The sequence below is a fragment of the Bacteroides caecimuris genome, assembly GCF_001688725.2.
In the GTDB taxonomy this organism is placed as follows: domain Bacteria; phylum Bacteroidota; class Bacteroidia; order Bacteroidales; family Bacteroidaceae; genus Bacteroides; species Bacteroides caecimuris.
The window spans coordinates 794,707-821,493 of the sequence record NZ_CP015401.2; the positions used below are offsets into that span (position 1 = coordinate 794,707).

14 protein-coding genes are annotated in these 26,787 nt (G+C 41.8%); 2 read left to right on the top strand and 12 right to left on the bottom strand.

What is annotated here, in order from left to right:
* Positions 1-19: 19 nt before the first annotated feature.
* From A4V03_RS03020 to A4V03_RS03070, 11 genes are all read right to left on the bottom strand, one after another.
* Positions 20-1,180, bottom strand: coding sequence for an aspartyl protease family protein (locus A4V03_RS03020; RefSeq protein ID WP_065537908.1), 1,161 nt, complete (start codon positions 1,178-1,180; stop codon positions 20-22).
* A 1-nt stretch (position 1,181) separates the two neighbouring features.
* Positions 1,182-2,321: an aspartyl protease family protein gene (locus tag A4V03_RS03025; RefSeq protein ID WP_065537909.1), complete on the bottom strand. Its 1,140-nt coding sequence runs from the start codon at positions 2,319-2,321 to the stop codon at positions 1,182-1,184.
* Positions 2,322-2,331: 10 nt separating this feature from the next.
* On the bottom strand, positions 2,332-4,038 hold the full coding sequence (locus A4V03_RS03030) for a S8 family serine peptidase (RefSeq protein WP_065537910.1): 1,707 nt from the start codon (positions 4,036-4,038) through the stop codon (positions 2,332-2,334).
* 31 nt (positions 4,039-4,069) lie between these two features.
* Positions 4,070-5,077 (bottom strand): TlpA family protein disulfide reductase, encoded by a 1,008-nt coding sequence (locus A4V03_RS03035; RefSeq protein ID WP_065537911.1) that lies wholly within the window; start codon positions 5,075-5,077, stop codon positions 4,070-4,072.
* Positions 5,078-5,188: 111 nt separating this feature from the next.
* Positions 5,189-6,292, bottom strand: coding sequence for a hypothetical protein (locus A4V03_RS03040; RefSeq protein WP_065540261.1), 1,104 nt, complete (start codon positions 6,290-6,292; stop codon positions 5,189-5,191).
* A 49-nt stretch (positions 6,293-6,341) separates the two neighbouring features.
* Positions 6,342-7,913, bottom strand: coding sequence for a RagB/SusD family nutrient uptake outer membrane protein (locus tag A4V03_RS03045; RefSeq protein ID WP_065537912.1), 1,572 nt, complete (start codon positions 7,911-7,913; stop codon positions 6,342-6,344).
* Positions 7,914-7,932: 19 nt separating this feature from the next.
* Positions 7,933-11,511, bottom strand: coding sequence for a SusC/RagA family TonB-linked outer membrane protein (locus A4V03_RS03050; protein ID WP_065537913.1), 3,579 nt, complete (start codon positions 11,509-11,511; stop codon positions 7,933-7,935).
* A gap of 25 nt (positions 11,512-11,536) precedes the next feature.
* The gene (locus A4V03_RS03055; protein WP_065537914.1) at positions 11,537-12,697 is read right to left on the bottom strand and encodes a FecR family protein; all 1,161 of its coding nucleotides are present in this window, start codon (positions 12,695-12,697) and stop codon (positions 11,537-11,539) included.
* A gap of 67 nt (positions 12,698-12,764) precedes the next feature.
* Positions 12,765-13,319, bottom strand: a complete 555-nt coding sequence (locus A4V03_RS03060) for an RNA polymerase sigma factor (RefSeq protein WP_065537915.1) — start codon at positions 13,317-13,319, stop codon at positions 12,765-12,767.
* Positions 13,320-13,354: 35 nt separating this feature from the next.
* Positions 13,355-14,056 carry a Crp/Fnr family transcriptional regulator gene (locus A4V03_RS03065; protein ID WP_024986308.1) on the bottom strand — a complete coding sequence of 234 codons (702 nt, stop codon included), beginning with the start codon at positions 14,054-14,056 and terminating at the stop codon, positions 13,355-13,357.
* A gap of 116 nt (positions 14,057-14,172) precedes the next feature.
* Positions 14,173-16,362, bottom strand: coding sequence for a glutamine synthetase III family protein (locus tag A4V03_RS03070; RefSeq protein WP_065537916.1), 2,190 nt, complete (start codon positions 16,360-16,362; stop codon positions 14,173-14,175).
* 865 nt (positions 16,363-17,227) lie between these two features.
* Between A4V03_RS03070 and A4V03_RS03075 the strand changes: the two genes are divergently transcribed.
* Positions 17,228-19,339: a DUF5686 family protein gene (locus tag A4V03_RS03075; protein ID WP_201442226.1), complete on the top strand. Its 2,112-nt coding sequence runs from the start codon at positions 17,228-17,230 to the stop codon at positions 19,337-19,339.
* A 205-nt stretch (positions 19,340-19,544) separates the two neighbouring features.
* Positions 19,545-20,675, top strand: a complete 1,131-nt coding sequence (locus A4V03_RS03080) for a reverse transcriptase family protein (RefSeq protein ID WP_065537918.1) — start codon at positions 19,545-19,547, stop codon at positions 20,673-20,675.
* Positions 20,676-20,711: 36 nt separating this feature from the next.
* Here the strand turns inward: A4V03_RS03080 and A4V03_RS03085 are convergent, their stop codons facing one another.
* Complete coding sequence (locus A4V03_RS03085) at positions 20,712-26,744, bottom strand: DUF3320 domain-containing protein (RefSeq protein WP_065537919.1); 6,033 nt, start codon at positions 26,742-26,744, stop codon at positions 20,712-20,714.
* Positions 26,745-26,787: the final 43 nt, after the last annotated feature.

Genomic DNA, 26,787 nt, shown 5'->3' on the forward strand with positions numbered 1-26,787 from the left:
TATTCTTTCTGTTTAAAGTTTATTTCTCTTTCCTGATTTCAATTCTTTTCTCTTGATTATCTTTTTTGATGATAATATAGCCAGTATCACCAGGTATAGCATTCATAATTTCTTCTACGGCCATCTGGCTCATGGGGCAATCTTTAAGAGAAGTTCCGTTGATATTAATCACTTCGTCGCCGAAAGCAACTGTATCTTTCATGCTATCCCATATAGTTGTAATTTCGAATCTTTCGTTGCGTGGTAATATACTTACGTTCCAAAGAGCGGGAACACCTCCCATGTCGGTTTTTCCTTCTTCAAAGGGGAGGAAGTAAAAACGTCTCCGCATATAATCAATAATCACTTTACCATATTTCAGTAAATCCACCCCGATGATCGTTCCATTCATGACAGTTGTTGTACTACCTACATTTGTGAATTCTTTTCCCATGATATTGATGGAAGGTACAGATACCTTTTTAATATCTACCGGTTTGCCCAACCCTGTTATTCCGGCAGCTACGATACCATATCCATGATTGGTAACTTGCGAAATGTCAGCCAACCTATTGTAATCTTCCGTACAATAAAGCAGAAAGCCTCCGGCACCTGTGTCGAACAGAACTTTTAAATCATTGTTTCCTAAGCGAACGTTGACAATGGAATGATGTTCCGTTTCATCCAACAGCGGAATTCCATCTGTAACTTTTAACTTTTCGGGACGATAAGGATAGTTGATTACCATTATTTTAGAACGGGAATCGAAGGTTATTACCGACTGTGCAAAGGCATCTCCTCCAAGAATTCCGACAACTCCCAGCCCTGTGAAGAAGGGATCTTTAGGTAGTACCATCGTTTTCAACTGTTTGATTTTGTAGTTCTTTCCGATGGAAATATTTTGTACGTGAGCTTCCTGATAGTTGGAGCCTTGTGCATTCACATCGGAAATGCGCGTATATCCTGCGGCAGTAGCTTTCATTTCAGTTGCGGCGTCGTACATAGTCCCGGTTCTTCCTCCTGTATCAACGATGTATTTTACATTTACGCCATTAACAGTAACGGGTATAATGATTTTCTCCTGAATGAATTCATAAGGAATGGTATCGCAAACTTTATTCTGGATTTGCGCTACCGTTGCTTGTCCGCAGTTTAGAAATAATAGCAGCCATAAGCCGTTCAGTATTCCTATTCTTTTCATGTCATTCTTTTTTATAGATAATATTCTTTATTCCGGAAGCAGTTTCAATCGTTAACTTCGTCTGTTTTTTCTCTTTCAATTCCGGTATTCCGTTCAGAATACTTTCGCAGAAGTCATATTTTTTAGTAGGTTTGCCATTAATCTTAATCACTTTGTCTCCTACTTCTATCTTACCTTTCGTGCTGCTCCAAACGGTAGATACATATAAGTCTCCGTCTTTGACCGTCAAATCGAAGTTGTTGCATTGATTGTTGATTTCATTATCCGGTTGGAAAGCTTCAAAATAGAATCTTCCACGTGGATAGTCGATAGTCACTTTTCCGTATTGCAATAACTTTACACCTAGTAATGTGTAGGGGTGTTTATCTGTGTGGGTCGTTAAGTTGCGGAATTTGGTGGCTCCTACTGACAATAAGGGGATATGTACTCTATATGAAGATGCTTTCTCTGCTTGTCCGGCTACTCCGATGCTTCCTTCCCCATATCCTTCAGAAACGACTTCCATAGATGCCTCCGGTTTAATTCTCTCAAAATCACTTTCAATAAGAGATAACAGGCTGGGACTGCCTGTATCAAATAATACGGTGATGTTGCTGACCGGAGCGATCTGTACATTGACAATTGGCATTCCCCCTTCTTTCGTAAAATTCAGCATTTTTCGTAAAGATGCTGTAGAAGGCTTTTCGGCAGATGTGACGATGATATTTTTAGTCTGCGAATCAATGCTGACAATGGTACTTGCAAATAAATCGCTGCCGATGATACCATCTACTCCAAAACATTCCCAGCCTTTTACTTCATTGATGATTAGCGATGGGGTATTTTTAAAGTTAATAACATCATCGGGAGTAGTCAGATTTTCTATTCGCGTAGTTTTGTAATAGCTTTCCACGTTGTTCACATCTGTCACCTTCATAGAGTCTGTTGCTGTTATTTGTAGTGCTTGACAGGCTTTTGTGGTAAGTGCGGTGCGCCCTCCGGTATCAAAGATAAAAGGGCGTGCATTGCCGTTCACTTTCATTTCGATAACCATTTTTTCGCCTACTATCCGATAAGGTATAGTTGCTTTATATTGTTGAGCGAATAAAGGGACCGCCATGCAAAGGGCAATGACGGTTCCTGTTAGACAAGTATATTTCATAGATTAATCTTTACTTGCTGACTTTTTCTGCTTCCAAGATTGCTTGGTAAGCATTAACGATACCTCCGGAAATACATAGGTCATCAAAAAGGAATAAATCTTGTGAAGGGCTATCGTTCACGCGGATTCCTTTTTCTACTTCTACACCTTTGCGTGAAGTGACGCTTTTTAATAATATGTCACGGATTTGAGAGCCGGTCAGTTTAGGGAAATAAGACTTCACAAGAGCAGCTACGCCAGCTACAGTAGCCGAAGCCATTCCTTCTCCAGTTCCTTTTTGATAAGTGTCACCCATATAAGAAGAATAAATGTCTGTTCCCGGAGCATAAATATCGAGAGCAGTTGCACCGTAATTGGTGTTCAATACCGGATTTCCATTTTTGTCTGAAGCAGCAACTACCATAAAATTAGTAAGTTCTTCCTCTTTATTCATCTTACGATTGGGAAAGAATTCGTCTTTATCCATATCCATTGATAGATCCCAAACCGGAACTATAACTAATGCCCCTTTCTTCTCTGCCTCTTTCAATGCATTTGTTATCCATTGTTTTTGTTCTTCCGGATATATGGAGTTTTGTTCCGGTAATACGATTACATCTGCTCCATGGTCTACTGCATAACGAATTGCCAATGCCATATCTTTCAGGTATGGTTCTCCTTCTCCCGGGTGGATGCGTAAAGTCATGATTTCTGCATTGTCTGCAATACCGTTACTTCCGATGCCGTTGTCACGTTTAGCTGCGATAACGCCTGCCTTCATTACGCCTGTTGCCGCATCAGATGTCAACAGTACATTATTACCATAATGCGTATCGTTAATATCCAAAGGATTGTCACCTACAATTTCTTTTCGATTATCACTCCCGTATTTCTTTAAAGCCTCTTCATAAGACGCTTTAGCTGTTTCTACACTTTTCTTTCCCATATTCTGATAAACAGGTTCCCATTTATCCGTATTATAGATGCTGAAATAGTAGGCAGTAAGCATAAAGGCAACTTCAGAAAGACTGTCTCTTTCAGCTTTGGGATCATAACAACTTTGGAAGTCCTCAACAGTCAACTCTTTTCCGGGAAAACGCTTTTTCATGTCCTTGTCGAACTTTTCAACATATTCTTCTATAACATAAGATAGTTGAAGACCACCGTAAGCTCCACCGATTCTAGATTCCGGCATGACTTTATAACGATAGTAATTATACTCTTCCATGTTTTCCGGTGCGGGGACTTCTTGGCGTTTTCCATTGACTATTTTATAATACTTCTTTCCGTCAAAGATATAATCAGCGTATTTATCTTTGAGACGGAAGAATTCACGTTCTCCTTCGCGTGTCAAAGTTTCCATGACTTGACCGTCTTTACCACCGATGAAGTTCCAGCCATTGATGTCGTCAACAAGCCCGTTTTTATCATCATCTTTTTGGTTTGACTTTTCTTTTGGGTTGATCCAGATTGCGTGTTTCAGGTCTTCGTGTTCTACGTCCATTCCGGTTCCGATCAGTGCGACAACCGGTTTTTTCTTTGCTTTCTTTTTGTTGGCTTTCAGGTAATCATACGCTTTGTTTACTTCGGCTCCGTACACACTGTCCTGATCGAAAGAACAGTTAAACCAGTCCAGTTCGGATTGTTTTTTTTGTGTTTCTGTCTTTGGCTTGATTAACTGGGCTGATACAGTAACGCTGATAAAACAGCATACGATAGGAAATATAAGTTTCTTCATTGTCGAAAGAGTTATAATTTATACGGTTTGTTTATTGTCTTATTTTTAAAATGGCTTCGCGTACTTGTTCACCCCGAACGTTGCGTGCAGCGAGTTTGCCTTCTTTGTCAATGACTACAAGGAAAGGGATGGAGTAGAAGCCGTAAGCAGTCTGAATAGCACTTGGGGTCTTGCTGCTTTTAGGGAATCCTGTCTTATCCCACAGCATCACCCACGGCAATTTTTCTTCATCCAGCATTTTTCTCCATTTTGCTTCGCTGTCATCCAGCGAGACACTGATGAATTCCAGATCGTCAGCCTTCAATTCATTGTATATGGTTAGCATACTACGCATCTCTTTACGACAAGGACCACACCAGGAGGCACAGAAGTCAAGTACGACAATTTTCCCACGGAAGTCTTTCAGGCTTACGTTTTTTCCGTTGGCATCTGTGAAAGTAAAGTCGGGACATTCTGCACCAATGATTTGGTGGGAGAGGACCTCTACTCTGTTTACCAACCATTTGGCAGATAAAGACTTTCTGTCTCGTTCTGGTATCATGTCCAATAGCATTTTGTTGGATTGGTAATCATTTACATTTGCCAGATAGGCCAATGCAGATGCCATGGCAGGAGTCAGTTTTCCTTTGACAGAAGTAGAAATCGTTGCTATATCCGGGTCTCTTTCTGTTGGCATATAGGTTTGCAAAGTCAGAAACGGATCGATGCCGGTGAATGAAAGCGAACTTTGTTCAGGGTTCTTTTCATCGAAAAAACCAGTAATACTTACAGGCGTGTTTTCGAGGTATATGTTTTGCTCTGTATTTCCGATATATAGTGTATATACATCAGGTAAAATGTTTTTCTTCTCAGTTTCGAATACTCCGTTCTGGTTAATGGGACAACTTAAAATGAGTTTCCCATTCAAATCCTTCACTTGTAAAGTGGTTGGTTTGAGTAGTCTCAACTTTCCTTTGAATAGTAACCCGTCGTCGCTCCATAGAGGAGTAGTGCTCCATAAGAATAATAATATAAATGAAAGTCTTTTTATGAATTTCATGATTTTGAGTTTATAAGATATCGTAAAATACTAGGTAACCTTGTTGTTACTCTGTTTATTCTTTAATAAGATGATTCTCTTAATAGTTGGATTCTTTTTTTACCAATCATCTCACCAATCCCAGCCTGGCCAAGAATCATCATCATCGTCATCATCTCCTTCGTCTGTTTCCGGTAGTTCTGGTAGTTCCGGGTAGGGTTTGATATCCCAATCTTCTGGTCCTTGAGCAATAGCTTCCAAATCAATATTATATTTTTTTAGATAGTTTGTTACAAAATCGAACTTACTACTTAGAAATGGATAGGTTGCTGAAGGCCACTTTGCTTCTCGTTCTTCCTTAGTAAGCCGCATGGCTATTTGCAGATAGCCTATAAATGTTTCTTTGGCTGTTGAAGGATTGGTTGCAGGCTTAATATAGTCTGCTGAATATGAATTTATATTACCGGGATATCCTCTTTTAAGATAGTAATTAGCATCAGCTTTGCTCTCAATATCTTCCTCTATGATAAGTGGAGTTGAGTGGTCGAAACCGGCATCAAACTCTTCTTCCGGTATGATAATATTCCCCCTTGTGATAGCTGTACGTATGATTTCATCGATAATTTTAAAACGGCGTATTGCATAACTATCTTTATTTCCGGCAATAGGGGATTTCCATTCTTTAAGTGGGTCATTGGGTGTCATCGTACCAAACATAATGTTGCTACAATGAGCTGCATCTCCCCAAAAGCAAGTTAACCAACAGTCGGTTTGGCTTTCATCATGTTCGAGTAATGCGACGTTAAATTCCATTGTTCCAGGTAGTATGACTGAATGCGAAGAATAATTGTATATAAAATACCAATACATAGGAAATACTCTATCAGTCACCTCCCGGTTGAGATAAGGGAATACATGGTCTTTCATAAAGGTAATGTAAAATGCACCCATCTCGTCATTAAGACAATTATCGAATATTTTTGATGAACTACCGAGTCCACCATTGGTCCAGTTTTTATTGAGGTCTTTTTCTGTTATATTTTTATATATCAGTTTTACTCCGAAATTTTTATAAATTTCCAAAGCGTCATTGTCCCATGGGTTATCTCCTTGAGGAAATTCGATCCCTCCGGCAAGTGCTAGCGGATCTGGTGTCGGATCGATTATATCTTCATCATAACAGGAAGAGAATGTGAGACAGAATAGTAATATCCATACATTATATATTGGTTTCATAATTCTCTGTTGTTTAAAATTGGTGATCATTGTTTTTGTTATTTGTATTTTAGTCAATAACGGGAACTCCAGTTCGTTGCGGTCCGAATGAGTTTTGTTCTAGTAATAAGTTTCTTTGCAAAACTTCTTTAGGTATAGGTAACACATACGAAAGGTCATTCTTCGTGAGTGTATATACTTTTCCTTCCCATTTATGCTGTATGGGAAGCATGCCATAGCGACGTAAGTCGAACCAGCGTTGCCCTTCATAGCAAAGTTCTTTTCTGCGTTCTTCACGTATTTTAGTGATGAGAGCTTCTCCGGTTAGTCCGGAAAAGGAAGGTGCGTTTCCTGCAATGTATCGTTTTTCCAGTAATGTATGCATTGCAGTTATAGCATCTCCTTCAGCTTTATTCATGGCAGCAGCTTCCGCATAGTTCAGATAAGCTTCTGCTATTCGGAAAGAGAGGGCAAAATAATCACTACTTTTTGAGGCAGGGACAGAACTGAGTGTTTTGTATTTGCCGTAAGGGAGGTAGATATCATAAAAGGTACTGTTTTCCGGTTCCCATTCGTTGTACTGCATCTCTCTGGTGATGTAACGGTCTTTACGTAAATCACCTTCTTGGAAGCTCTTAATCAGTTCGTCTGCTGCCTTAAACATTTTTCTAGTTTCTTCTCCATCTGCATATTCGTCTTCTTTGTCGATATAACCTTCGTATTCACCTGTTAGGTCTCTTATAGTTCCATAACTCCAGATAACTTCCGGTGAGTCATACGTATTGAATGTATAATAAGGTTCTTTTATACCCGCTTCCGGTGCAGGGATCGTATTCAGGTCACGTAATGAGAAGTTCCAATCTTTGATCACTTTCTCCGCATACGTTTTCGCTTCTGCCCAATTTTCCATATATAGAGCTACGCGTGACTTTAATAATTGCACCATAGGTAGGCTGACAAGGTAGTTCGGTTCATATTGCAGAGAAGTGGAGAGACCTTGAAATAAGCGTTCCGCTTCGTTTAGGTCGGTAACAATCTGTCGGTATACTTCTTCTACCGTATTCCGTTTCATTAATATATTGCCTTCTTCTCTCATCTTACTATCCAGTTTGAGAGGAACTCCCAGCGATTCTTTGTTATAATTATAAGGAAGTCCGTACTGATTGACTAGCATGTAATAGTAAAAAGCTCTTAACGCATAGGATTGTGCTTTAATATGGTTCTTTTCAACTTCTGTACCAGACACTTCGTCAATATAGTCAAGGGCGGCATTAGCTCCTAAAATATATTCATAGAGATTTTCCCATGTATTGACCACGGGGGATCCTCCTAATTTCTCTTGTATTTCGAACATGTTAGGTTGCCAGCTATACAGAACTTCAAAAATTTCCATTGTTACTTTGTCATTATCTGTGAATCCGTAACCTTCTACCTGATTCTGTTCAACATCATCTGCGAGTATTTCCAGATAGTTGAGAAACTGGGTATTTTGTTGTCGGGGATAAGCTTCTCCGATAAGCATCTCTTGTAATGCATTAGCGTCTTTGGGGATGTATTGGCTCTGTGACTTGGGTTCTAAAAAATCTCCACAAGCGGTGAGGCTGGTAAGTGTAATTGTATAGATTAAATATTTAAGTTTCATATCTCTCTTTGTTTATTGTTTAAAATCCGATATTAAATCCCAGTGAGAAAGAACGTGGCATGATGCTGTTTTCTAATTCCGGGTCGAAGCCGTTGAAACGTTTGCTGGCTATTACAAATATGTTGTCCATATTGAAATTGACAGACAGATTTTTGGCATGTATCTTGTCGCACCATTCTTGTTTCATTTGCCAGGATAATCCGATGTTCCGACAGCGTAAGAATGAGGCATTGACTACCATAGCATCTGATTTTTCCCACATTGGAATGGGAGATTCACCAGGATCTGTATTAGGCAAAGTCCAACCTATTCCTCTCTGCCATGTAGGTAGTCCGGGGATATTTGTATGGGCTTCGTCTCCTGGCTTTTGCCAACGATTTAGTAAATCACGGTTTATGTTGCTGATTGGACTAGGCATCATGTCACTGAGTCCTTTAAAATCGCGGTAAGGTGACGGTAAACGTTTATGGCTACCTAGCAAAAGGGAGAAACTGGTGTTCAATGACAAAGACTTGTAGCGGAAGCTTAAGCCAAGTCCTCCAGTGAAGTATGGTTCTTTTTCACCGGAATATACAAGGTAAGAAGTCGGGTCGATGTCTTTACTTTTTTCTTCTTCCGGGACTTCAACATAGTTGAATGTCGGCTTACCGTTAGTTCCATCAAGACCAGCAAATGAATATGACCAGAATGCACTTAACGGATAACCCTCTTTTAAGATTTGGGCGCCGTCTCCATTCAGATACATTGCTGTGTTTCTATCAATTTTGGTTTCCCCGCCTTTATTCCAGTTTTTAGAGGCATTCAGGTTAACATTCAGAGCGAAATCACGCTTTTGGATAGGTGTGAATGATAATGTGTATTCAATTCCTCGATTGTAAATGATTCCACCGTTCCGTTTCATCTGGTCAAGTCCGTATTCGTATGGCAAATCAACATTGATTACTGCATTGGAACGTCGGGTGTAATATTCCAGGTTCATATAAAACATGCGGAATAGTTCCAGATCCACCCCAAAGTTCCAGTTCTTGGTACGTTCCCACGAGAGATACGGGTTGGGGATCTGGCTGATAGTAGAGTAGTAACGGTTATATCCGGCTTGTACCCCGTTTTGATTTAAGATTAATTCGGGACTTTCGCGTGTTAAGGCATTCCCCTGAATACCGAACGTTCCTCTGAAATTAAGTGTGGAGATCCATGACAGATGCTTTTGGAAGAAAGCTTCTTCCGATGCTCTCCAAGAGAAACCGAATGAATAAGTCGGGTCGATGCGATGATTAATATCCTGTCCGAAAACATTGGAAGCATCATTTCGCACATTGGCATTCATTACGTAGCGGTTTTTGAATGAATATGCGAAAGTGGCAAAAAACGAAAGGAAGTTGTTGGTGTTGTTTGTTCTATTCCAACCTCCATTATAGATTTTTTGTAATATTCCCCAGCCTGTCGGACTTCCTCCTGGTGATACTACTTCGCTAGGTATGGTAGGTGCTACGATACGTTCACCTCTGTCCGGGACATATCCCCAAATGGTATTGGCAGTGCCTTTGGCTGTAGATGAACGGAGCTCCATACCCAATAATGCATTTAAGCGGTTGTCAGCATTGAATGCTTTACTGAATTGTAATTTGTTTTGGATATTGTAGGAATGCTGATTATTATCGTTTGTATACAATCTACCTCCGAATGGAAGTTGTGCGGCCTTAAATTCGGAACTGGTGGGAGTTACGGAGTTAAAATCGTATCCTCGATACTCGTTGGCTATGTAATATGTACGTTCGGTAGCCCAGCTTTCATTGGTACTGTTGTTATTAGAATAACCTCCGGTAAATTGGTAGGTCAACCAGTCGAGGATATGCCAATTAACATTTAAAGAGGCTGACATAAAGTTTGAACGCGCTTTTGAACCGCTATTATCTCGTTCATTGATGAAATTGTATGAAAGTGTTTCTTTACTACCTGTTTTATATGTGTATTCGTTCTCTTGCATATAGTAAGCATCCGGATCAATGGCACGGCTCGTATTAGTGGCATAACTCATAGGGTTGACATCATCAAAGAAGCCGTTGGTGGTAGAAACACTACCATTTAATGTCATGCTGATAGTTAGTTTCTCTATTGGGCGTAACATAAGGGCAATACGTCCGGTCATACGTTCGTTATCATTCCCTATTTCTTGACCTTCGCTGTTGTTATAACCCATGGATGCTGAATAACTGAACTTGTTCGTTCCACCGGAAACACTAATATTGTGCGTATGACTGAACGAACGGCGTGTCAGAGACTTGAACCAGTCTGTATTGCGGGTTTCCATAGCGTTATAAAGTTCTCTGTATTCGATGTCTGAAATATCGTGCTCTTGTAGCATGCGTAACAAACCCTCATAAGTGTTAGGATCTTTGTAAGGTACTGTTATGTAAGAGATTCCGGCGTCGAATGCCTCTTGTGAAAAACGGATACGTTCTTGAGAGTTCATAAAGTTGAACATTCCATAATTAGGACGTTGTCCGATGTTGAAGTTGGCAGAATAGTTCACAGTCAACCTGTCGGTGGTATTTTTTTTAGTTGTGATTTCGATTACACCGTTAGATGCTTTCGAACCATAGATAGCAGTGGCGGAAGCATCTTTCAAGATTGTGATGTTTTCGATGTCGGCAGGGTTCAGCCATGAAATTTGATTACCGATGATGTCTTTTAAGTTTTTAGTCATCAATTCGCCGTTATCTAGTGTTACCTGGAAATCTTCTTGGATAATACCGTCTACTACCCATAATGGGTCACGGTTTCCTTGCAATGTACTGGTTCCTCGAATTTGAATTTTAGGAGCAGTACCTACACGGCTGCTTGAATTAGTGACCACCATACCTGCTACACGCCCTTGCAACATTTGGTCAATAGTAGTGTAAGAAGGCATTATAATATCTTTCGCTTTGATTGTAGTGATAGAGCCTACGAGATCACGGCGTTGAATGTTTTGATAACCGGTGACTACAACTTCATCAATTTCTGTACTGGAACCGCTCAGGGTAACATTGATTGTTTTCTTACCCGTATATTTGACCGTTTTCTTTTCCATTCCGATAAAAGAAAAAGTAAGGATCAATCCTTCCTGTGCCGGAATATTGAAAGAGTAATGTCCGTCCAGTCCGGCGATGGCTCCTTGTTTAGATCCTCGGATTGTAACAGTGGCACCAGGTAATGCCTCACCACTGGTGTCGCGAATCCAACCGCTGATGGTTACTTTGGGTTTTTTCCTTTTCTTAATTACGATTGCACTACCGGAGATTTCGTAAGTCAGATTAGTACCTTCCAGACATTCATCCAGAATTTGAAGAATAGTTTTATCCTTAGCCTTAACAGTGATATCAGTTACATTAGCAATATCTTCTGTGGCATACATAAAGATAAATTTTGTGCGATTCTGTAGATACCAAAGTGCCGCTTCCAAAGTTTCTCCTTTTAAGTCGACAGAGATTCTTTGATTGTCTTGCGCTTGAATCATGAGTGAAGAAAGGGAGAATATCCATAAAAGGCAGAATTTCACAACGTTTCTGCTTACATAAGATACCACCCATGGCAGGGATTGCGTTCGTTTTTTCATAATGCGTTAGTTATATTATGTATTATTATTGTTTGTAGGAAATATGCAAGATACCTTCTCGTTGCTTGATATTTACCAGGTTTAATTCTGTTATCATGTCGATAATCGGGTTCATATTTTTATAACGATTAAGGGATGCCCCGATTCGTACTTGTTTGGCGGTTTCGTCCTCGAAAGTGTATTTGAACCCATACCATTTGGAAAGATATGACATTACATTCTCAAGAGGTACATTTAAAAAGATGAATGATCCGGATTCCCAAGATGTATACAGTTCTGTGTTTACGTTAGTGACAGTATTTGTATTAGTCTTTTTATTATAGGTATAGTGTTGGTTGGGGATTAATTCAAATACTTCATTTCCACTGCTGATTTTTACACCTCCACTGATTAATGTTGTACTTTCTATTTCTTCATCTGCGTATGCTCTTACATTGAAAGAAGTTCCTGTCACCCGAATAGAAGTGTGCGGTGTTTGCACGATAAAAGGATGTTCTTTGTCTGGAGCAACATCGAAATAGGCTTCACCTTCAACCTGTACGATGCGTTCCTTATCGCTGAAACAAATCGGATAAGTCAGTTGAGATTCTGCATTCAGATGTACTTTTGTTCCATCCGAAAGGACAATGTGACATTCCATACCATGCAGTGTACGAAGCGTATTTTTGATTTCTTTCACTTTGGGCTTGTTGGCAGGAGTTTGATAATTAATCCCTTTGGAGTCAATGATGAACACTTCAGTTGCACCCTCCGGAAGGACATTCTCAAAAAGATTGAAGGTGTTGCCATTACTTAAAGTCAGTTCTCCGCCATGGGTTCCTGGAGTGATTTCACCGATTTGCTCTCCGATTGCCCAATTATAAATAAGGAATGAAGCCGGTATTATCAACAGCAAAATAAGAGCCGCATATTTCAGGCTCCTTTTCCACGAGAAGACCATACGAGATTGATTGTTTCCCAGTAGCGGGTAGACTTTCTCCCATGCCTTTTGTGAAGAGAAGCTTTTTATTAACCGGCTGTTTTCTTCATACGTTTCCTTATTTAATATCCGGTCGGCTATTTTTTGATGCTCCAGATTCTCATCCAACCACGCATGATAGTTTTTTTCCTCTTCGGGGGTAGACGAATGGGTAAATAAAGAAGCTAAGATTTTTGCAATTTTAAATTTTTCTTTGAATGAATTCATCGTTTTTTCGATTTGTTATATGAGTAAAACAATCCAATCGAAAAAACGGGGTAATCAAAAAGTTACTTTATTTGCATAAAAATAGTAATAAGGTGTAATTTATGCCTTTGAGACTTTCGCGAAGTTTGCGGTAGGCGAATTTCTTTAACGTATGGACAGTGCCTTCTGAAATTTGCAATTTGTCAGCAATCTCATGGTTTTTTAACCCTTTCATGGAATATAAGATGATATTTCGCATTTGATTAGGCAATTCTTCTACCGCTTTGCGAACCATGTGGAATGTTTCCTGCTCGATAATGGCAGCTTCGAAGCCACTATCGAACTCTTCCTGTCCGGAAAAATTAGGAATATCTAATTGCTCATGTTTTAGGTGATTCAGACATTTATTTCGGGTGACGGTATAAAGGAAGCTTTTTACTTTCAAAATGTTGTCGAAATCTTCTTTCCGTTCCCAATAAGCTAACAATACATCTTGTGCGATGTCTTTGCAAACTTCTTTGTCTTCAATATAGTGAGATGCGAACACGCAAAGAATAGGATAGTAGTCATCAAATAGCTTTTTGAAAGCTTGTTTGTTACCACGTCTGATGTCTGCAATTATATTTTCTGTATGTATGTTCACTATTTAGGGGTGGAGCGACTGGTGCAGGAATTTTCTTATCCAATCTTACTTATTTTCTTTAGCTTTTCTTCTTCGATGATTTTGATCTTTCTTCCGTCGATTGTAATCAGGCGTTCCGTAGCAAACTGTGATAATGTGCGGATAGCATTCGAAGTAGTCATATTAGAGAGATTTGCTAAATCTTCGCGTGAAAGATAAATGCTCAAGGTAGATCCGTCTTCTTCCAAGCCGTAGCTTTCTTTCAGGAAGATGAGAGATTCGGCCAGGCGTCCGCGGATATGCTTTTGTGTCAGATTGACGGTGCGTTCGTCTGAGATGCCGAGATCAATAGACAGCTGGCGGATAAAAAACATGGCGAGGTCATTGTTTTGGGCAATTAAAGTTAAGATAGCATTCATGGGAATCAGGCAAACAACAGAGGGTTCGAAAGCTGCTGCGGCAGTTACAAAATCTTGTTTGGCAAAATAAGCACGATACGCAAAGTATTCGCGTGGTTTAATCATGCGGATAATCTGACTTCTACCTCCCACACCATCTTTGAAGATTTTTACTTTCCCACTGATAAGGCACATCAGATGAGAAGGTGTTTCTCCTTCGCAGTAGATGGTTTCATTTTTTTTGTAGGTCTGTATCGTATAGTTGTTCATCAGAAACTCCTTTTGTTCGTTATTTAAAGGAGCTAACATATCGGATAACGGCTCCGAAATATCGATGTCTGACATATTCATTTTTACCATGAGTGCTATAAAACTGTGTTATACAGCACAAAAGTAAAAAGAAAAAATGAGAAAATGAACGAATCTATAAAAAGATTGCACAAAAGTGGGAGCTTTCGTGCAATCTTGAAGACATTTTATTTGGTAAATAACAGTTCCCTGTATTTGGGTAACGGCCATATTTCGTCGTCCACTTCCATCTCCAGATGATCGATGTGGTCGCGGATTTGATCGAGGTATGGACGTACTTTTTCTTCGTATGCAAATGCTCTTTCCTTATAGTTCTCCAGATGGTTGGCAACTTTTCGTGCTTCGGTCATCTCGCGAACCAGTACTTTGATGGAAGTCACCCGGTGTGAAATCTCACGAATCAGTTCTTTGCGGTCGGCACTCAATACTTCGTATTCGTCAGCCGGGAATATTTCTTTCAGTCCGCGAAGATTTTCGAGCAACCGGTTCTGATAGGCAACGGCAGTCGGCACGATGTGGTTAATGGCGAGGTCGCCCAATACACGGCCTTCGATTTGCACCTTCATGGTATACTTTTCCAGTTCCACTTCCAGGCGGCTGTTCAACTCTGTCTCGTTGAAGATACGTTCACCGATAAGTACAGCTTTGGATTGGTTGTCAACGTAGTGCATCAGGGCTTCCGGTACGTGGCAGATGTTAGTCAGTCCGCGGCGTGCGGCTTCCTGTTTCCACTGTTCAGAATAACCGTCGCCTTCAAAGCGAATCGGTTCGGAGGCGATAATCGTTTCTTTCAGCAAGCGGAAGATGGCTTCGTCTTTGCCTACTCCTTCTTCCATCAGCTTTTCTACCGATGCGCGGAATTCGTTCAACTGGTTTGCCATGGCAGCATTGATTGCAATCATAGAAGCGGCACAGTTGGAAGAAGAACCGGCGGCACGGAATTCGAAACGGTTTCCGGTGAATGCGAAAGGAGAGGTGCGGTTACGGTCGGTAGTATCCAGCAGGATTTCGGGGATACGTCCGATACCTAACTTCAGGGTGGTTTTTGCTTCCGGTGTCATTTTCTCGTTACCTACCTGGCGGACAATTTCGTCGAGAGTGGACGAGAGTTGTGAGCCCAGGAAACAAGAAAGAATGGCGGGAGGAGCTTCGTTGGCTCCCAAACGGTAGCTGTTGCTGGCGCTCATGATGGAGGCACGCAGTAAATCCTGGTTTTTATAAACCATCATTAAGACGTTTACCAGGAAAGTAAGGAATAGCATATTTCCTTTCGGATTCTTTCCGGGCGCGAACAGGTTGATGCCGGTGTCGGTGCAGAGCGACCAGTTGTTGTGCTTGCCCGAACCGTTTACTCCGCTGTATGGTTTCTCGTGCAGGAGTACATTGAAGTGATGTTTCCTTGCGATACGTTTCATCAAATCCATGACAAGCTGGTTGTGGTCGTTCGCCAGGTTGCAGTTTTCGAAGATAGGGGCCAACTCAAATTGGTTGGGGGCTACTTCGTTATGACGGGTTTTGGCGGGAATCCCCAGTTTGTGACACTCAATTTCGAGTTCTTTCATAAATGCGGTGACACGTGGAGGGATGGAGCCGAAATAGTGGTCTTCCAATTGTTGGTCTTTGGCAGAAGAGTGTCCCATCAGTGTCCGTCCTGTCAGGCAGAGGTCGGGGCGTGCATTATATAAGGAAGAGTCGACTAGAAAATATTCCTGTTCCCATCCTAAATTGGTATATACGCGGGTGATGTTCTTGTCGAATAGTTGGCAGACTTCCGTTGCTGCTTTATCTACAGCGGCAAGTGCTTTCAATAAGGGAGTTTTGTAATCCAGCGCTTCACCCGTGTAAGAAATGAAGATAGTGGGGATACAAAGAGTAGTATCTACTACGAATGCCGGTGAAGAAACATCCCAGGCTGTATATCCTCGTGCTTCGAACGTGTTGCGGATACCGCCGTTAGGGAAAGAAGAGGCATCCGGCTCTTGCTGGATCAGCAGTTTTCCGGAGAAGCGTTCGATTACTCCGCCGTCTTCGCCGAATTCGATAAAACCGTCATGTTTCTCGGCTGTTCCGTCTGTCAGAGGCTGGAACCAGTGTGTGTAGTGAGTGACGTTGAGCGACTTGGCCCAACTTTTCATGCCGTTAGCAATCAAGTCTGCTATTTCGCGGCTGATAGGTGTCCCTTTTTCGATAGCATCGGTTACAGCTTTGTAGGCTTCTTTAGGAAGATACTCTTGCATCTTCTTGCGGTCGAACACGTGGCTACCATAATAATCAGAGAGTTTGTTGGAAGGAGCAGTTACTTCCAGAGGTTTCCGGTTGGAAAGCTCTTGTAAGGCATAAAAACGCATTTTTGACATAAATGGTCTAATTTTTATCGGTTGATGGCGCAAAATTATATGTTTTTTCTGAAAGTACTCCTATTTTGAAGGGGGTATTTTAAGAAATTGATGTATTTTTTTTGGAAGATACCCCCTCTGCTGATTCTCCAACTAACCCAGCTATCCCTTCATGTGTATTTTGGGATTTCCCCTCCGACTCCCCCGTTATTGGGGGAGAGTAACCTTCCAGAAGGAGGAGAAGCTATGCAGAGCACTTGCGAAACTTCAGTAACAAGAATAAAGAAACAACTAGTCAATCATTACCTGAGAAGTACAGGTTCTCTTTGTCCCATATATTGTGGGAAAGTATTCCCTGTTAATTGGGAAAAGATTCCCTATTAGTTGGGAATAAATTCCCATAATATGAGGGAATACTTTCCCACAATATGTGGGACAAAGAGAACTAGTTTATCTCTTTTTTACTTACTTTCATAAGAAAATATAGGCACTGACTAAATGAACTGAATGATCGGAGCGTGAGAGCAAACGTTTGCCCTCACTCTGCTATCATACTTGCCCTAACAGCGGAAAGCACCATGAATAAAGGGATTGAGAGGAAATATGAGGGCATGAGGGCAAAAATGAAAAAAAACTTTTATGGGAGAATTACAAAAGCTTCTCTAGTAGGGGCGGAATTCTCAACTGATGTATTCATGACTGAACCGTTCTTAGTTGAACGGTGAAATATAAATTTTAGTAGCTTAATCCCATTGCTTTTCGATATTCTTTTTTATATTTGCCTGCGTTAATGGAGGAGATACGATAATTGAGAGATAAAATATTGATAGGATGCATATTGTGTCTGTTCTCTTTTATTCCAAAGGGGGCAGCCAATAATTATATAATGAATCCTTATACTCGTCAGGAGATCTCCGTCGATTCCATCATTGAGCGTGTGATGACTTTTGCGCCTTTGTATGAAACAATAGTCAGTGACTATCGCGCGAACCTATATATAAAAGGTAGGATGGATATTCAGAAAAAGAATTTTATTCTCCGTTATGTGCCTTCTATGTTTCGTTTGCAAAAAGGAGTTCGCGAATATCTGCTTGAAACATACAGTGACCTCCATTATACGGCTCCCAATATTTATGACCAGAAAGTGAAAGCCTCCCAAGGAACAGTGAGGGGGAACAGGGGATTACCGGGTTTGCTCGAATACTTTAACGTAAATATCTACTCTTCTTCTTTGCTGAACGATGAACGCTTGTTGTCGCCGCTGGCTAAAAACGGACAGAAATATTATAAATACCGGATAGACAGCGTGATGGGAGATCCTAATAATCTGAATTATCGGGTCCGCTTTATTCCCCGTACCAAGAGCGATCAGTTGGTAGGTGGATATATGGTAGTTAGCAGCAATGTCTGGAGTGTGCGTGAGATTCGTTTTTCCGGAAGGTCGGAATTGATAACGTTTACCTGCCGGATAAAAATGGGAGATGTCGGCAAGAAAAACGAATTCTTGCCGGTACGTTATGACGTAGAGGCTCTTTTTAAATTTCTCGGAAATGAGGTGGATGGTAATTATACCGCGTCTTTAGACTATAAATCCATCGAGTTGAAAGAAATAAAGGTGCGTAAGAAAGAAAAGAGGAAATATAATCTTTCGGAATCTTTCTCCTTGCAGTGCGATACGAATGCCTATAAGACGGATGCCTCTACCTTTGCTATCTTGCGCCCGATTCCTTTGAATGAGAATGAGAAGAAACTATATTCCGACTATGCGCTTAGACGTGACACGGCTACCATACAAAAGCCATCCAAGAGTCAGACCTTTTGGGGAACAATCGGTGATTTGATGATGGAAGATTATAAATTCAATTTGTCTAATATCGGAAGCGTACGGTTCTCTCCCTTTATAAACCCGCTTTTATTCAGTTATAGCGGAAGTAACGGTTTGTCTTATCGGCAGGATTTCCGCTATAACCGTCTTTTCAGAGGGGATAAAGTGCTTCGTATTGTACCTAAGCTCGGATATAACTTTACACGTAAGGAGTTCTATTGGTCGTTGAATGCCGACTTTGAATACTGGCCGCAGAAACGGGGATTCTTCCGGTTGAATGTGGGGAATGGTAACCGCATTTATAGTAGTAAGGTGCTGGATGAACTGAAAGCTATGCCGGACAGCATCTTTGATTTCAATTTAATTCACCTTGATTATTTCAAGGACTTGTATTTTAATCTCCGCCATACAGTTGAGGTGGTTAACGGACTGGATGTCGGGCTGGGTTTCTCTGCCCATAGAAGAACCGCCGTAGAGCCTTCCCGTTTTGTGATAACCGGTGATTATCCGATGCCGCCTCCGGAATTTATGGATAAATTCAAGAACACTTATATCAGTTTCGCCCCCCGTATCCGAGTGGAATGGACGCCGGGACTCTATTATTATATGAATGGAAAGCGAAAGATTAACCTGCGTTCCATCTATCCAACCTTCTCGGTCGATTATGAACGGGGAATAAAAGGAGTATTTAAAAGTACGGGCGAATATGAAAGAATAGAGTTTGACCTTCAGCATCAAATCCGGATGGGATTGATGCGTAATATTTATTATCGTTTCGGATTCGGAGCATTCACTAACCAGGATGAGTTGTATTTTGTGGACTTTGCCAATTTCTCCCGTCATAATCTTCCCGTAGGCTGGAATGATGAAATTGGCGGAGTATTTCAGGTGCTTGACTCACGTTGGTATAACTCCTCCCGCCGTTATGTGCGGGGGCATTTCACCTACGAAGCTCCGTTCCTTATTCTCCGGCATCTGATGAAGTATACCCGTTATGTGCAAAATGAGCGTATATATGTCAGTGCGCTTTGTATGCCGCATCTTCAGCCTTATATGGAAGTCGGATATGGCATCGGTACGCATGTTTTCGATGTGGGAGTCTTTGTGAGCAGTGAGAACTGGAGGTTCGGAAAGATAGGGTGTAAGTTTACGTTTGAGTTGTTCAACCGATAGTTTTTCCCGTTCCAGTTGTTTTATCGAAAGATTATACATATCTTTGTGAAAGAGAGGATGAGGACCGAATTTAGCATCAAAGAGGTGTAGTCGCCTCGTAAGCACAGGTATTTTCCTAGAAAATAAATTCTAAGGTATAAATACCTAAATTTATTTTAGTAAATAACCCATCCTCTCTTCTCTTTATTTATATACATAATACAAAATGGACGGAATTCTAATAACAATACTTATTGTCACTGGTTTTCTGATTTACAAGATGATTTCCTCAAGCAGAAAACAAGAGGGGTATAAAAGATGGAAAGCGACAGACGGTCGTAAGGAAGAAAAGATTACTAAAGTAAAATGGGAGCATGGAGCCTGGCTTAGGCATGCTTGGGAAGCAATAATTCCAAGAGCACAGTATGATCAAAAGTATGATGAATCGGCTGTTGTCTGGTGTGCCAATCTGTTGGAAATGGAAGCGGGACAACTGAAGGAAATACTACAAAATGTTTCTGCGCATTACCGGGAGTTTTGGATGAGGAAAAGAAAAGGAGGGTATCGTATGATCTCTGCTCCTAACGAAAAATTACAGTCTATTCAAACTATTATTAATTTTCGTATATTATTACCTGTAACAATGATTCATCCGGCAGCGGTAGGTTTCCGGAGCGGTCATTCCGTAGTCGACAATGCCAATCCTCATTTAGGAAAGCGGTATGTGTTGAAAATGGATATCCATGATTTTTTCTTTTCTATACGGAGCCTGAGGGTGAAAAAGGTATTTGAGAAAATCGGCTATCCGGAAAATGTATCTAAAGTATTGGGGGCGTTATGTTGTTTGCACAGACACTTGCCGCAGGGAGCACCTACAAGTCCGTCGTTAAGTAATATCGTTAGTTATGAGATGGACAGAAAGTTGGCGGCATTGGCAGCGGAATACGGATTGACTTATACCCGGTATGCTGACGACCTGACTTTCTCTGGAGATGTATTTCCCAAAGAGCAGATTATTCCCCGTATTAAACAGATCATTCGTGATGAGAAATTCGAACCGAATCATAAAAAGACCCGTTTCATCAATGAGTATGGCAAAAAGATTATCACAGGCGTGTCCATTTCTTCCGGTGTAAAACTGACGATTCCCAAAGCCAGGAAGAGGGAAATCCGTAAGAATGTCTATTTCATCCTGACGAAAGGTTTGGCAGAACATCAGCGGCGGATTGGTTCAAGTGATCCTGTTTATCTGAAACGGCTGATTGGAGAGCTGTATTATTGGCGGTCAATAGAACCGGATAATAACTATGTATCCGATTCTATTGCTGCTCTGAAACGTTTGGAGAAAGGGTGTTAATTTAGTTTCGTCACCTGAATCTACCATTTAATCCGCTTAATCCGCAATCGTCACCCGTTCGTTTTCAATTTTGGCATAATTCCTTTTCACGGCTTCGCGAATACCTCTTTGCATGGCAGCGTCTATGTTCGATCCCATACGGACAAAGCCGAATTGTTGTGCACATGCTTTTATCAAATCTGTCGCAGGCAGGCTGATGGAGTCTGTCAACAGTTGTCGGATGGCATTGGCTATCTCTTCAGGAGCAATATCTGTCGCTTCCCGGTCGGAAACCGGACGATAAACAGAATAGGAGATACATTGCTCTCTGTTTTTCCAGCAGAAAACAATTCCTTCATGTTCGGTGCGATAGATATTCAGTGCATCTAATGCCGTCTCTATCTGTGTTTCTATCCGTGCGCCCAGACGACTGATTCCCCATTCAGACAGAATCTTCTTGCAAAGCAATGATTTGCTGACCGGAGCTTCGTTCTTTATAATTTTCCGTATTTGATACATGAGGACGGGATAGCTTTCGTTAAAGAAAAAAACTTCCGGCGAATAGTTGCCTGGAGTGATCTTTGCTGATTGGTACTTTTGCCGTATTCCGTCTTGTGCGGAAGCAGTTTGCTTTTCTGAGGTGGCAGGTGATGCTTTGAGTACAAATGAAATTTCATTGTTATCTCTCTCGGCAGTCGGTACTGCTTCTTCTATTGACTCTTCTTTTATAGGCTCTTCTTTTGTTATTTTTTCTTTGTCGGTCGACTCTTTGTTCACAGAATCTTTTTCTGCTGTTATTGGATCAGAGCCAATTCCGATGGTTGTCGTTGTTTTAGCATTAACCTTTGAACTCATTCTGCGTGCGATAGCCTCTTGGATGGCTGCTATTACTTCGTCCGGCTTTTCCCACCAGTCCATAGTCCATATCCGGTAAATATCCCAGCCGAGTGCTTTCAGTACATTGTTTTGTACAATTTCCCGATCGCGTGCGGTCTTGGTACGTTTGTAGTTTTTGCCATCGCAGATAATGCCTAATTGATAGTTGGATGGATGTTCGCTGTCAACGATACCTATATCTATTTTATAACCGGAACATCCGATATCTGTATGCACGGTGTATCCCAATGAACGCAGTTTATCGGCAATGATATTCTCGATGGAGGCTGCTGCTTCCGTTGATTGGGCTGTCACACTGCTGATTGTGTTTCTGGTTCCTTTCTCTGCATATTCGAGGAAACGTTTTAGTCCGGCTACTCCGATAGAGGAAGTCCGGTTCAAATCAATCATATCCGATCGTAAAGTGGAATAGATAATCATCTCATACCGGGCACGGGAAACGGCTACATTCAACCTTCTTTCACCGCCTATCCGGTTCAATGGACCGAAATTCATGCTGACACGTCCTTCCGCATCCGGACCGTAGCCCACAGAAAAGAGAATAACGTCGCGTTCATCTCCCTGCACATTCTCCAGGTTTTTGATAAACAACGGTTCGTTACATTCCAAAGCAAGGCTTTCCAGTTCGGGATGGAAGATAAAGAGGTCGGAAAGTAAGTCTTCTATTAAAGCTTGCTGAACGATGCTGAAAGTCACTACGCCGATACTTTTCTTTCTTAATTCCTCGCTTCTCAATCTTCTGGCTATTTCGTCTACCACCGCTTGAGCTTCCGCCCGGTTTTGGCGCGATTTGCCTTTATCATAATAACCGTTGATGTTGACTATCCTGACTTTCGATTCAATGTTGTCCGGAGAAGGGAAAGTCATCAGTTTGTTATCGTAATATTCGGAGTTGCTGAAAGCGATGAGGCTCTCGTGTTTGCTTCGATAGTGCCACAATAAATATTTGGAAGGGATAGACAAGGCGAGACAGTCATCAAGAATACTCTCCAAATCCTCCATTTCAATATTATCTTCATCAACGGTGCTGACCGAGAAGAAGCTGGTAGGAGGCATCTGTTTCGGGTCCCCCACGATAATCACGTTTTTGCCTCGGGCAATAGCGCCCACCGCTTCATAAGTAGGCATCTGTGACGCTTCATCAAAGACAATCAAATCGAATTTGTCGGCATCCGTATCAATGAATTGAGCGACGGAAAGCGGGCTCATCAGCATGCACGGACACATACGCGACAATAAAGTAGGAATCTGGTCGAACAGTTTGCGGATGGATGTACCGCGGGCGTTGTTGCGGATGTTCTTTTGAAGGATGCCCACTTCGGAACTTTGGATAGCTTCGCGAGTGAAAGACGGAATGTTGGAAGCCAGCCGCGCAAACAATTCTTTTTGGGTCGTTTCTTCGAATTTGGCGGATATTTGTTTGTATTTAGCAATCATATCGTTGAATATCTTGCCGTTGAATAATTCCAGCGTGGGTTCTTTGGCAATGATATACTGAATGGCTGTCTGGTAGAAACTCTTGCGGAAGATGTCTGTCAGTCGGTCGGTAGGGATATTCTTTTCCTTATATTCTGTCGCGACAAATCCGACTCCCAGTTTATTTAGAGTTTGGTATGCTTGTAACCACCGATACCAGTCTTTGAGTTTGTCGATGTTATCTTTCCAAGTTTGGGCTTTCGATAGCGCGATCGTTATCCAGTCGGTCGAAGAGGCATAAAGCTCTTCTGTTGATATACCCAACGTGCCGGACAATTTCTTTTCGATGACTGTAAGTGTATCCAGTAACTGATACAATTCATTGAGAGAGTGAGCGTGAATATCTCTGAATGTTTGAATTCCTTCTGCAAGTTGTACCGACAAATTCTGTTTGATTTGTGACACCTTGGCTATGTCCTTGGCATAATTCAGCAAATGCGAGTGAAGAGAAACCATGTCATTGATAATCTGCTCAATGGCAGTCCAGTCCTCATTCTTGCCGAATCGTCCGAACAAAGAGGGGAGTTGGCTGATGTATTTTTGAACAGCTTCCTCTTCTTCCTGATACCGGATAATCTGGTGGAGTAGCGGTTTGATCTCTTCTGTCTCAATCGTTTTTAAAGCATACATGTTGATGGTCTTTTTGATCTTTCGCTGTCCGAAATATCTGGGAAGAAACCATTGGTCGGATGCACGATTCCATTTGGCTAGCATCTGTTTTACATTAATGGACAGAATCTCTTTAGTAAATCCTGTCTCTATCTCTTTTCTTTGTTCATCACGTTTTTGTCCATGAACCAGCACTTCACGATATTCATTCAGCGTTTCATTCAATAATGGCAGAGTCAGCAATCCGGGAGTCAGTTCCGGAATATCGAGTATTTTTTGGATGATACTGGCGATCGTTTGGAAATCTTTGCGTGTAGGATGTATATCCGTATCTTTCAAAAGTACGGAAAATGCGTCCAACTTCTGCCGGATAGTATCCAATAAGTCGATGAAATCGGTAAGTAATTGGGAGGCTTCTTCTTTTCCGGCAGATGAATATTCGGAAATCGAGATGCCTGTTAATGGGTGCCGGTAAGGATGTCCGCACGCATTGGCGGTTCTGACTAGCGATTCGATAGCCTCTTCCCATTGCGCAAATGTATCTTTGTCTAATGTATCCAGATAAGGTTGTGGAATCTCAAAACAAGGTTCGACGTCCACAGACTGATAATGGATAATGGCATCGTATAGTGAAACTCCGAACGGGTATTCCTTATGTAGGGCTTCAATATACTGATTCAGTTCCGTCCGCAAATTCAGCAAACGTTCCGCTTCCTTTTTGAATTCTTCGGGAGGGGTCTGCCTGATAATTTCCGTTGTTTTTTTCAGTTGTGAGATAACGGTGGATTTCTTTGTTTTGTTGGAATGAATTTCCAAACAGAACGGAGCCAGACCGATAGCCGCTAGTCGGTTTTGAACAACGGAGAGGGCAGCCATCTTTTCCGCAACGAATAAGACACGTTTTCCTTTGTAAAGCGCGTTGGCGATGATATTGGTAATTGTTTGCGATTTACCCGTTCCCGGAGGGCCGTGCAGGATAAAAGTCTTATCGTGTACGGCTTCGTAGATAGCTTCCAATTGCGAAGAATCGGCGATGATAGGCAAAACGATATCCGTTGGCGACAGTTGTTTGTCCATATCCGTTGCGTCTATTTCTTCTGTTGCGGCTTCCCATTCTAGCTTTCCGTTGATGAGGCTTGAAACAATTTTGTTCTGAACCAGTTTGTCGGCATTGTTGTGAATGTCATTCCACATGATGAACTTATTGAAAGAGAAGATGCCTAGGATGGCTTGCTCTTCCACGTCCCATTTACGTTGGTTTTTGATGCTGTTGCGAATGATGGAATAGATCAGTTTGACGTTGACGCCTCTTTCATCGGTGGGCAATGGGGTTAATCCTGATATGGTAATTCCGAAGTTTTGGCGAAGCATTTCTAATAACGTAATATTCATCATTGTTTCCTCTTCCCGTGAACGGATCACATAGCCTTTAGCAGCCGATTTACGGATGATTTCAACCGGCATTAGCAGGATGGGAGCGTAGCGGGGACGTTCGCTGGAAGGAGTCTCGTACCATTTCAAAAGTCCGAGAGCCAGATAAAGAGTGTTGGCTCCGTTCTCTTCAATAGAGGTACGCGAGGAACGGTATAGGTGAGTCAGTGCTTTACCTAAATCGTTTTCGGGCAGATAAAAACGCAGTCTTTTCTGTGAAAGCTCCGAGTTGATGAAACCAACTACCGGATCAGACTCCGGTACGGAGGAATAAATGCCGAAATCTATCGCCGGGCTTTCCCAATCAGCCGGGCGGTGTAGGATGCGGAATTCTTCTCCGTCAGCCAATGCATCTTCCAGACAAGCCAGATTAGCTGGGATCAGTTGGAGCGTGTTTTTGGTAATCCGGATGTTCAGCAGGTTGTTGCGAAGGCTCAAGTCAAGCAGCCGCCTTTCCCACAACAATTGTTTGGTGATTACGGTTTGGGTTTCATTGCCCGATAAATCATACGGATTGATGCTTTGCGGAGTGGCATGAACGGCATTGTTCTGAATGTTGGTCTCTTTTTCGTCAATTTCCCATACCTGTCCGTGCAAAATACGTTGAGGGATGGGGCGTACACCCGAATATCTAGCTCTCTTGATGTCTATTGCAAGAAGGAAGTTATTCCTGTCCGTCAACTTTCCGTTTGCTTTCTTCACCGCATCGTCGAAATCGGACGAATGTCCCATGTTCATGCAGGTCGTTTCAACTAAAGTAATGTCGTAGATTCCTTCCGCTGTTCTTTTCGTTAATAGAGAAACATCATCAATCGTAGGATCCGGAAAGGTTTCCGGCACCAGCCAGGCTCCTGCGAAAGCGTGCCCTTGTGTGATGACGATTAAAGCATTCAGTCCGATTGCCTCCAGACAGGAAGCATAAAGCAAAGCCATATCCAGGCAGGTTCCCAATTTCTGTGCCATCACAGAATCGGCTAACCGGACACGCTGCCCATATTTTTCGAAACTGGCGGGAACGGTACTGTATATAATCTGTTGTTCCGCGATAGCCGTATAGATAGCAGCCATCTGTTTCCTCACCCTGTCCGGAGTGCGGCTTTGGTATTCATCGAGAGACGGATTGCCGGTCCATTGCCCCAGGATGGAAGCTGCTCTTTTGATAATCGGTACAACAGCCGTATGATTGGGAGTGGTGAAAGCAGCCAGCATTTCGGGCAATACATTGAGTCCGCCCCATTGGTCGTATGCCAGGATGTCGATAGGATATGTTTGGCAGAATATCGGTTCCGCTTCAGCAGTAATTTCAATTTTCAGGTTGCCGGATAAACGTTCGGTCAGTTGCGTGAAGTAGTTGGCGGACAAAGTGAGATTGAATGACGACAGACGGACCGAGCCGTTTGCCGGAATCTGTTCCACAGCTATCGGAGCGGCATTTCCGAAAGTCGGTTCTGTCGTGATTACTACCTGAATGTCCTTCAGTGGGGCAGATGTCGTGTTCTCAATAGAAAGCTGATGAATGACTGATGCTCCGTTTTGCTGTATCGCAAAATTAATAAGCGGTAAATAGTCGCATTGCACCTTGACTTTGTCCAATCTCTCGTCCATGGTAAAAACTGTATAAATTAAGAATTGCAATATTACAAAAAATACGGATATAAATCTCTTTTCTTCTGCCATTCTTTTGTCAATCAAGAAAATATTTCTACCTTTGCGCCCGATT

Coding starts and splice junctions, on each gene's coding strand:
- A4V03_RS03020 (WP_065537908.1), bottom strand. CDS start 1,180: ATGAAAAGAATAGGAATACTGAACGGCTTATGGCTGCTATTATTTCTA.
- A4V03_RS03025 (WP_065537909.1), bottom strand. CDS start 2,321: ATGAAATATACTTGTCTAACAGGAACCGTCATTGCCCTTTGCATGGCG.
- A4V03_RS03030 (WP_065537910.1), bottom strand. CDS start 4,038: ATGAAGAAACTTATATTTCCTATCGTATGCTGTTTTATCAGCGTTACT.
- A4V03_RS03035 (WP_065537911.1), bottom strand. CDS start 5,077: ATGAAATTCATAAAAAGACTTTCATTTATATTATTATTCTTATGGAGC.
- A4V03_RS03040 (WP_065540261.1), bottom strand. CDS start 6,292: ATGAAACCAATATATAATGTATGGATATTACTATTCTGTCTCACATTC.
- A4V03_RS03045 (WP_065537912.1), bottom strand. CDS start 7,913: ATGAAACTTAAATATTTAATCTATACAATTACACTTACCAGCCTCACC.
- A4V03_RS03050 (WP_065537913.1), bottom strand. CDS start 11,511: ATGAAAAAACGAACGCAATCCCTGCCATGGGTGGTATCTTATGTAAGC.
- A4V03_RS03055 (WP_065537914.1), bottom strand. CDS start 12,697: ATGAATTCATTCAAAGAAAAATTTAAAATTGCAAAAATCTTAGCTTCT.
- A4V03_RS03065 (WP_024986308.1), bottom strand. CDS start 14,056: ATGGTAAAAATGAATATGTCAGACATCGATATTTCGGAGCCGTTATCC.
- A4V03_RS03070 (WP_065537916.1), bottom strand. CDS start 16,362: ATGTCAAAAATGCGTTTTTATGCCTTACAAGAGCTTTCCAACCGGAAA.
- A4V03_RS03075 (WP_201442226.1), top strand. CDS start 17,228: ATGAATCCTTATACTCGTCAGGAGATCTCCGTCGATTCCATCATTGAG.
- A4V03_RS03080 (WP_065537918.1), top strand. CDS start 19,545: ATGGACGGAATTCTAATAACAATACTTATTGTCACTGGTTTTCTGATT.
- A4V03_RS03085 (WP_065537919.1), bottom strand. CDS start 26,744: ATGGCAGAAGAAAAGAGATTTATATCCGTATTTTTTGTAATATTGCAA.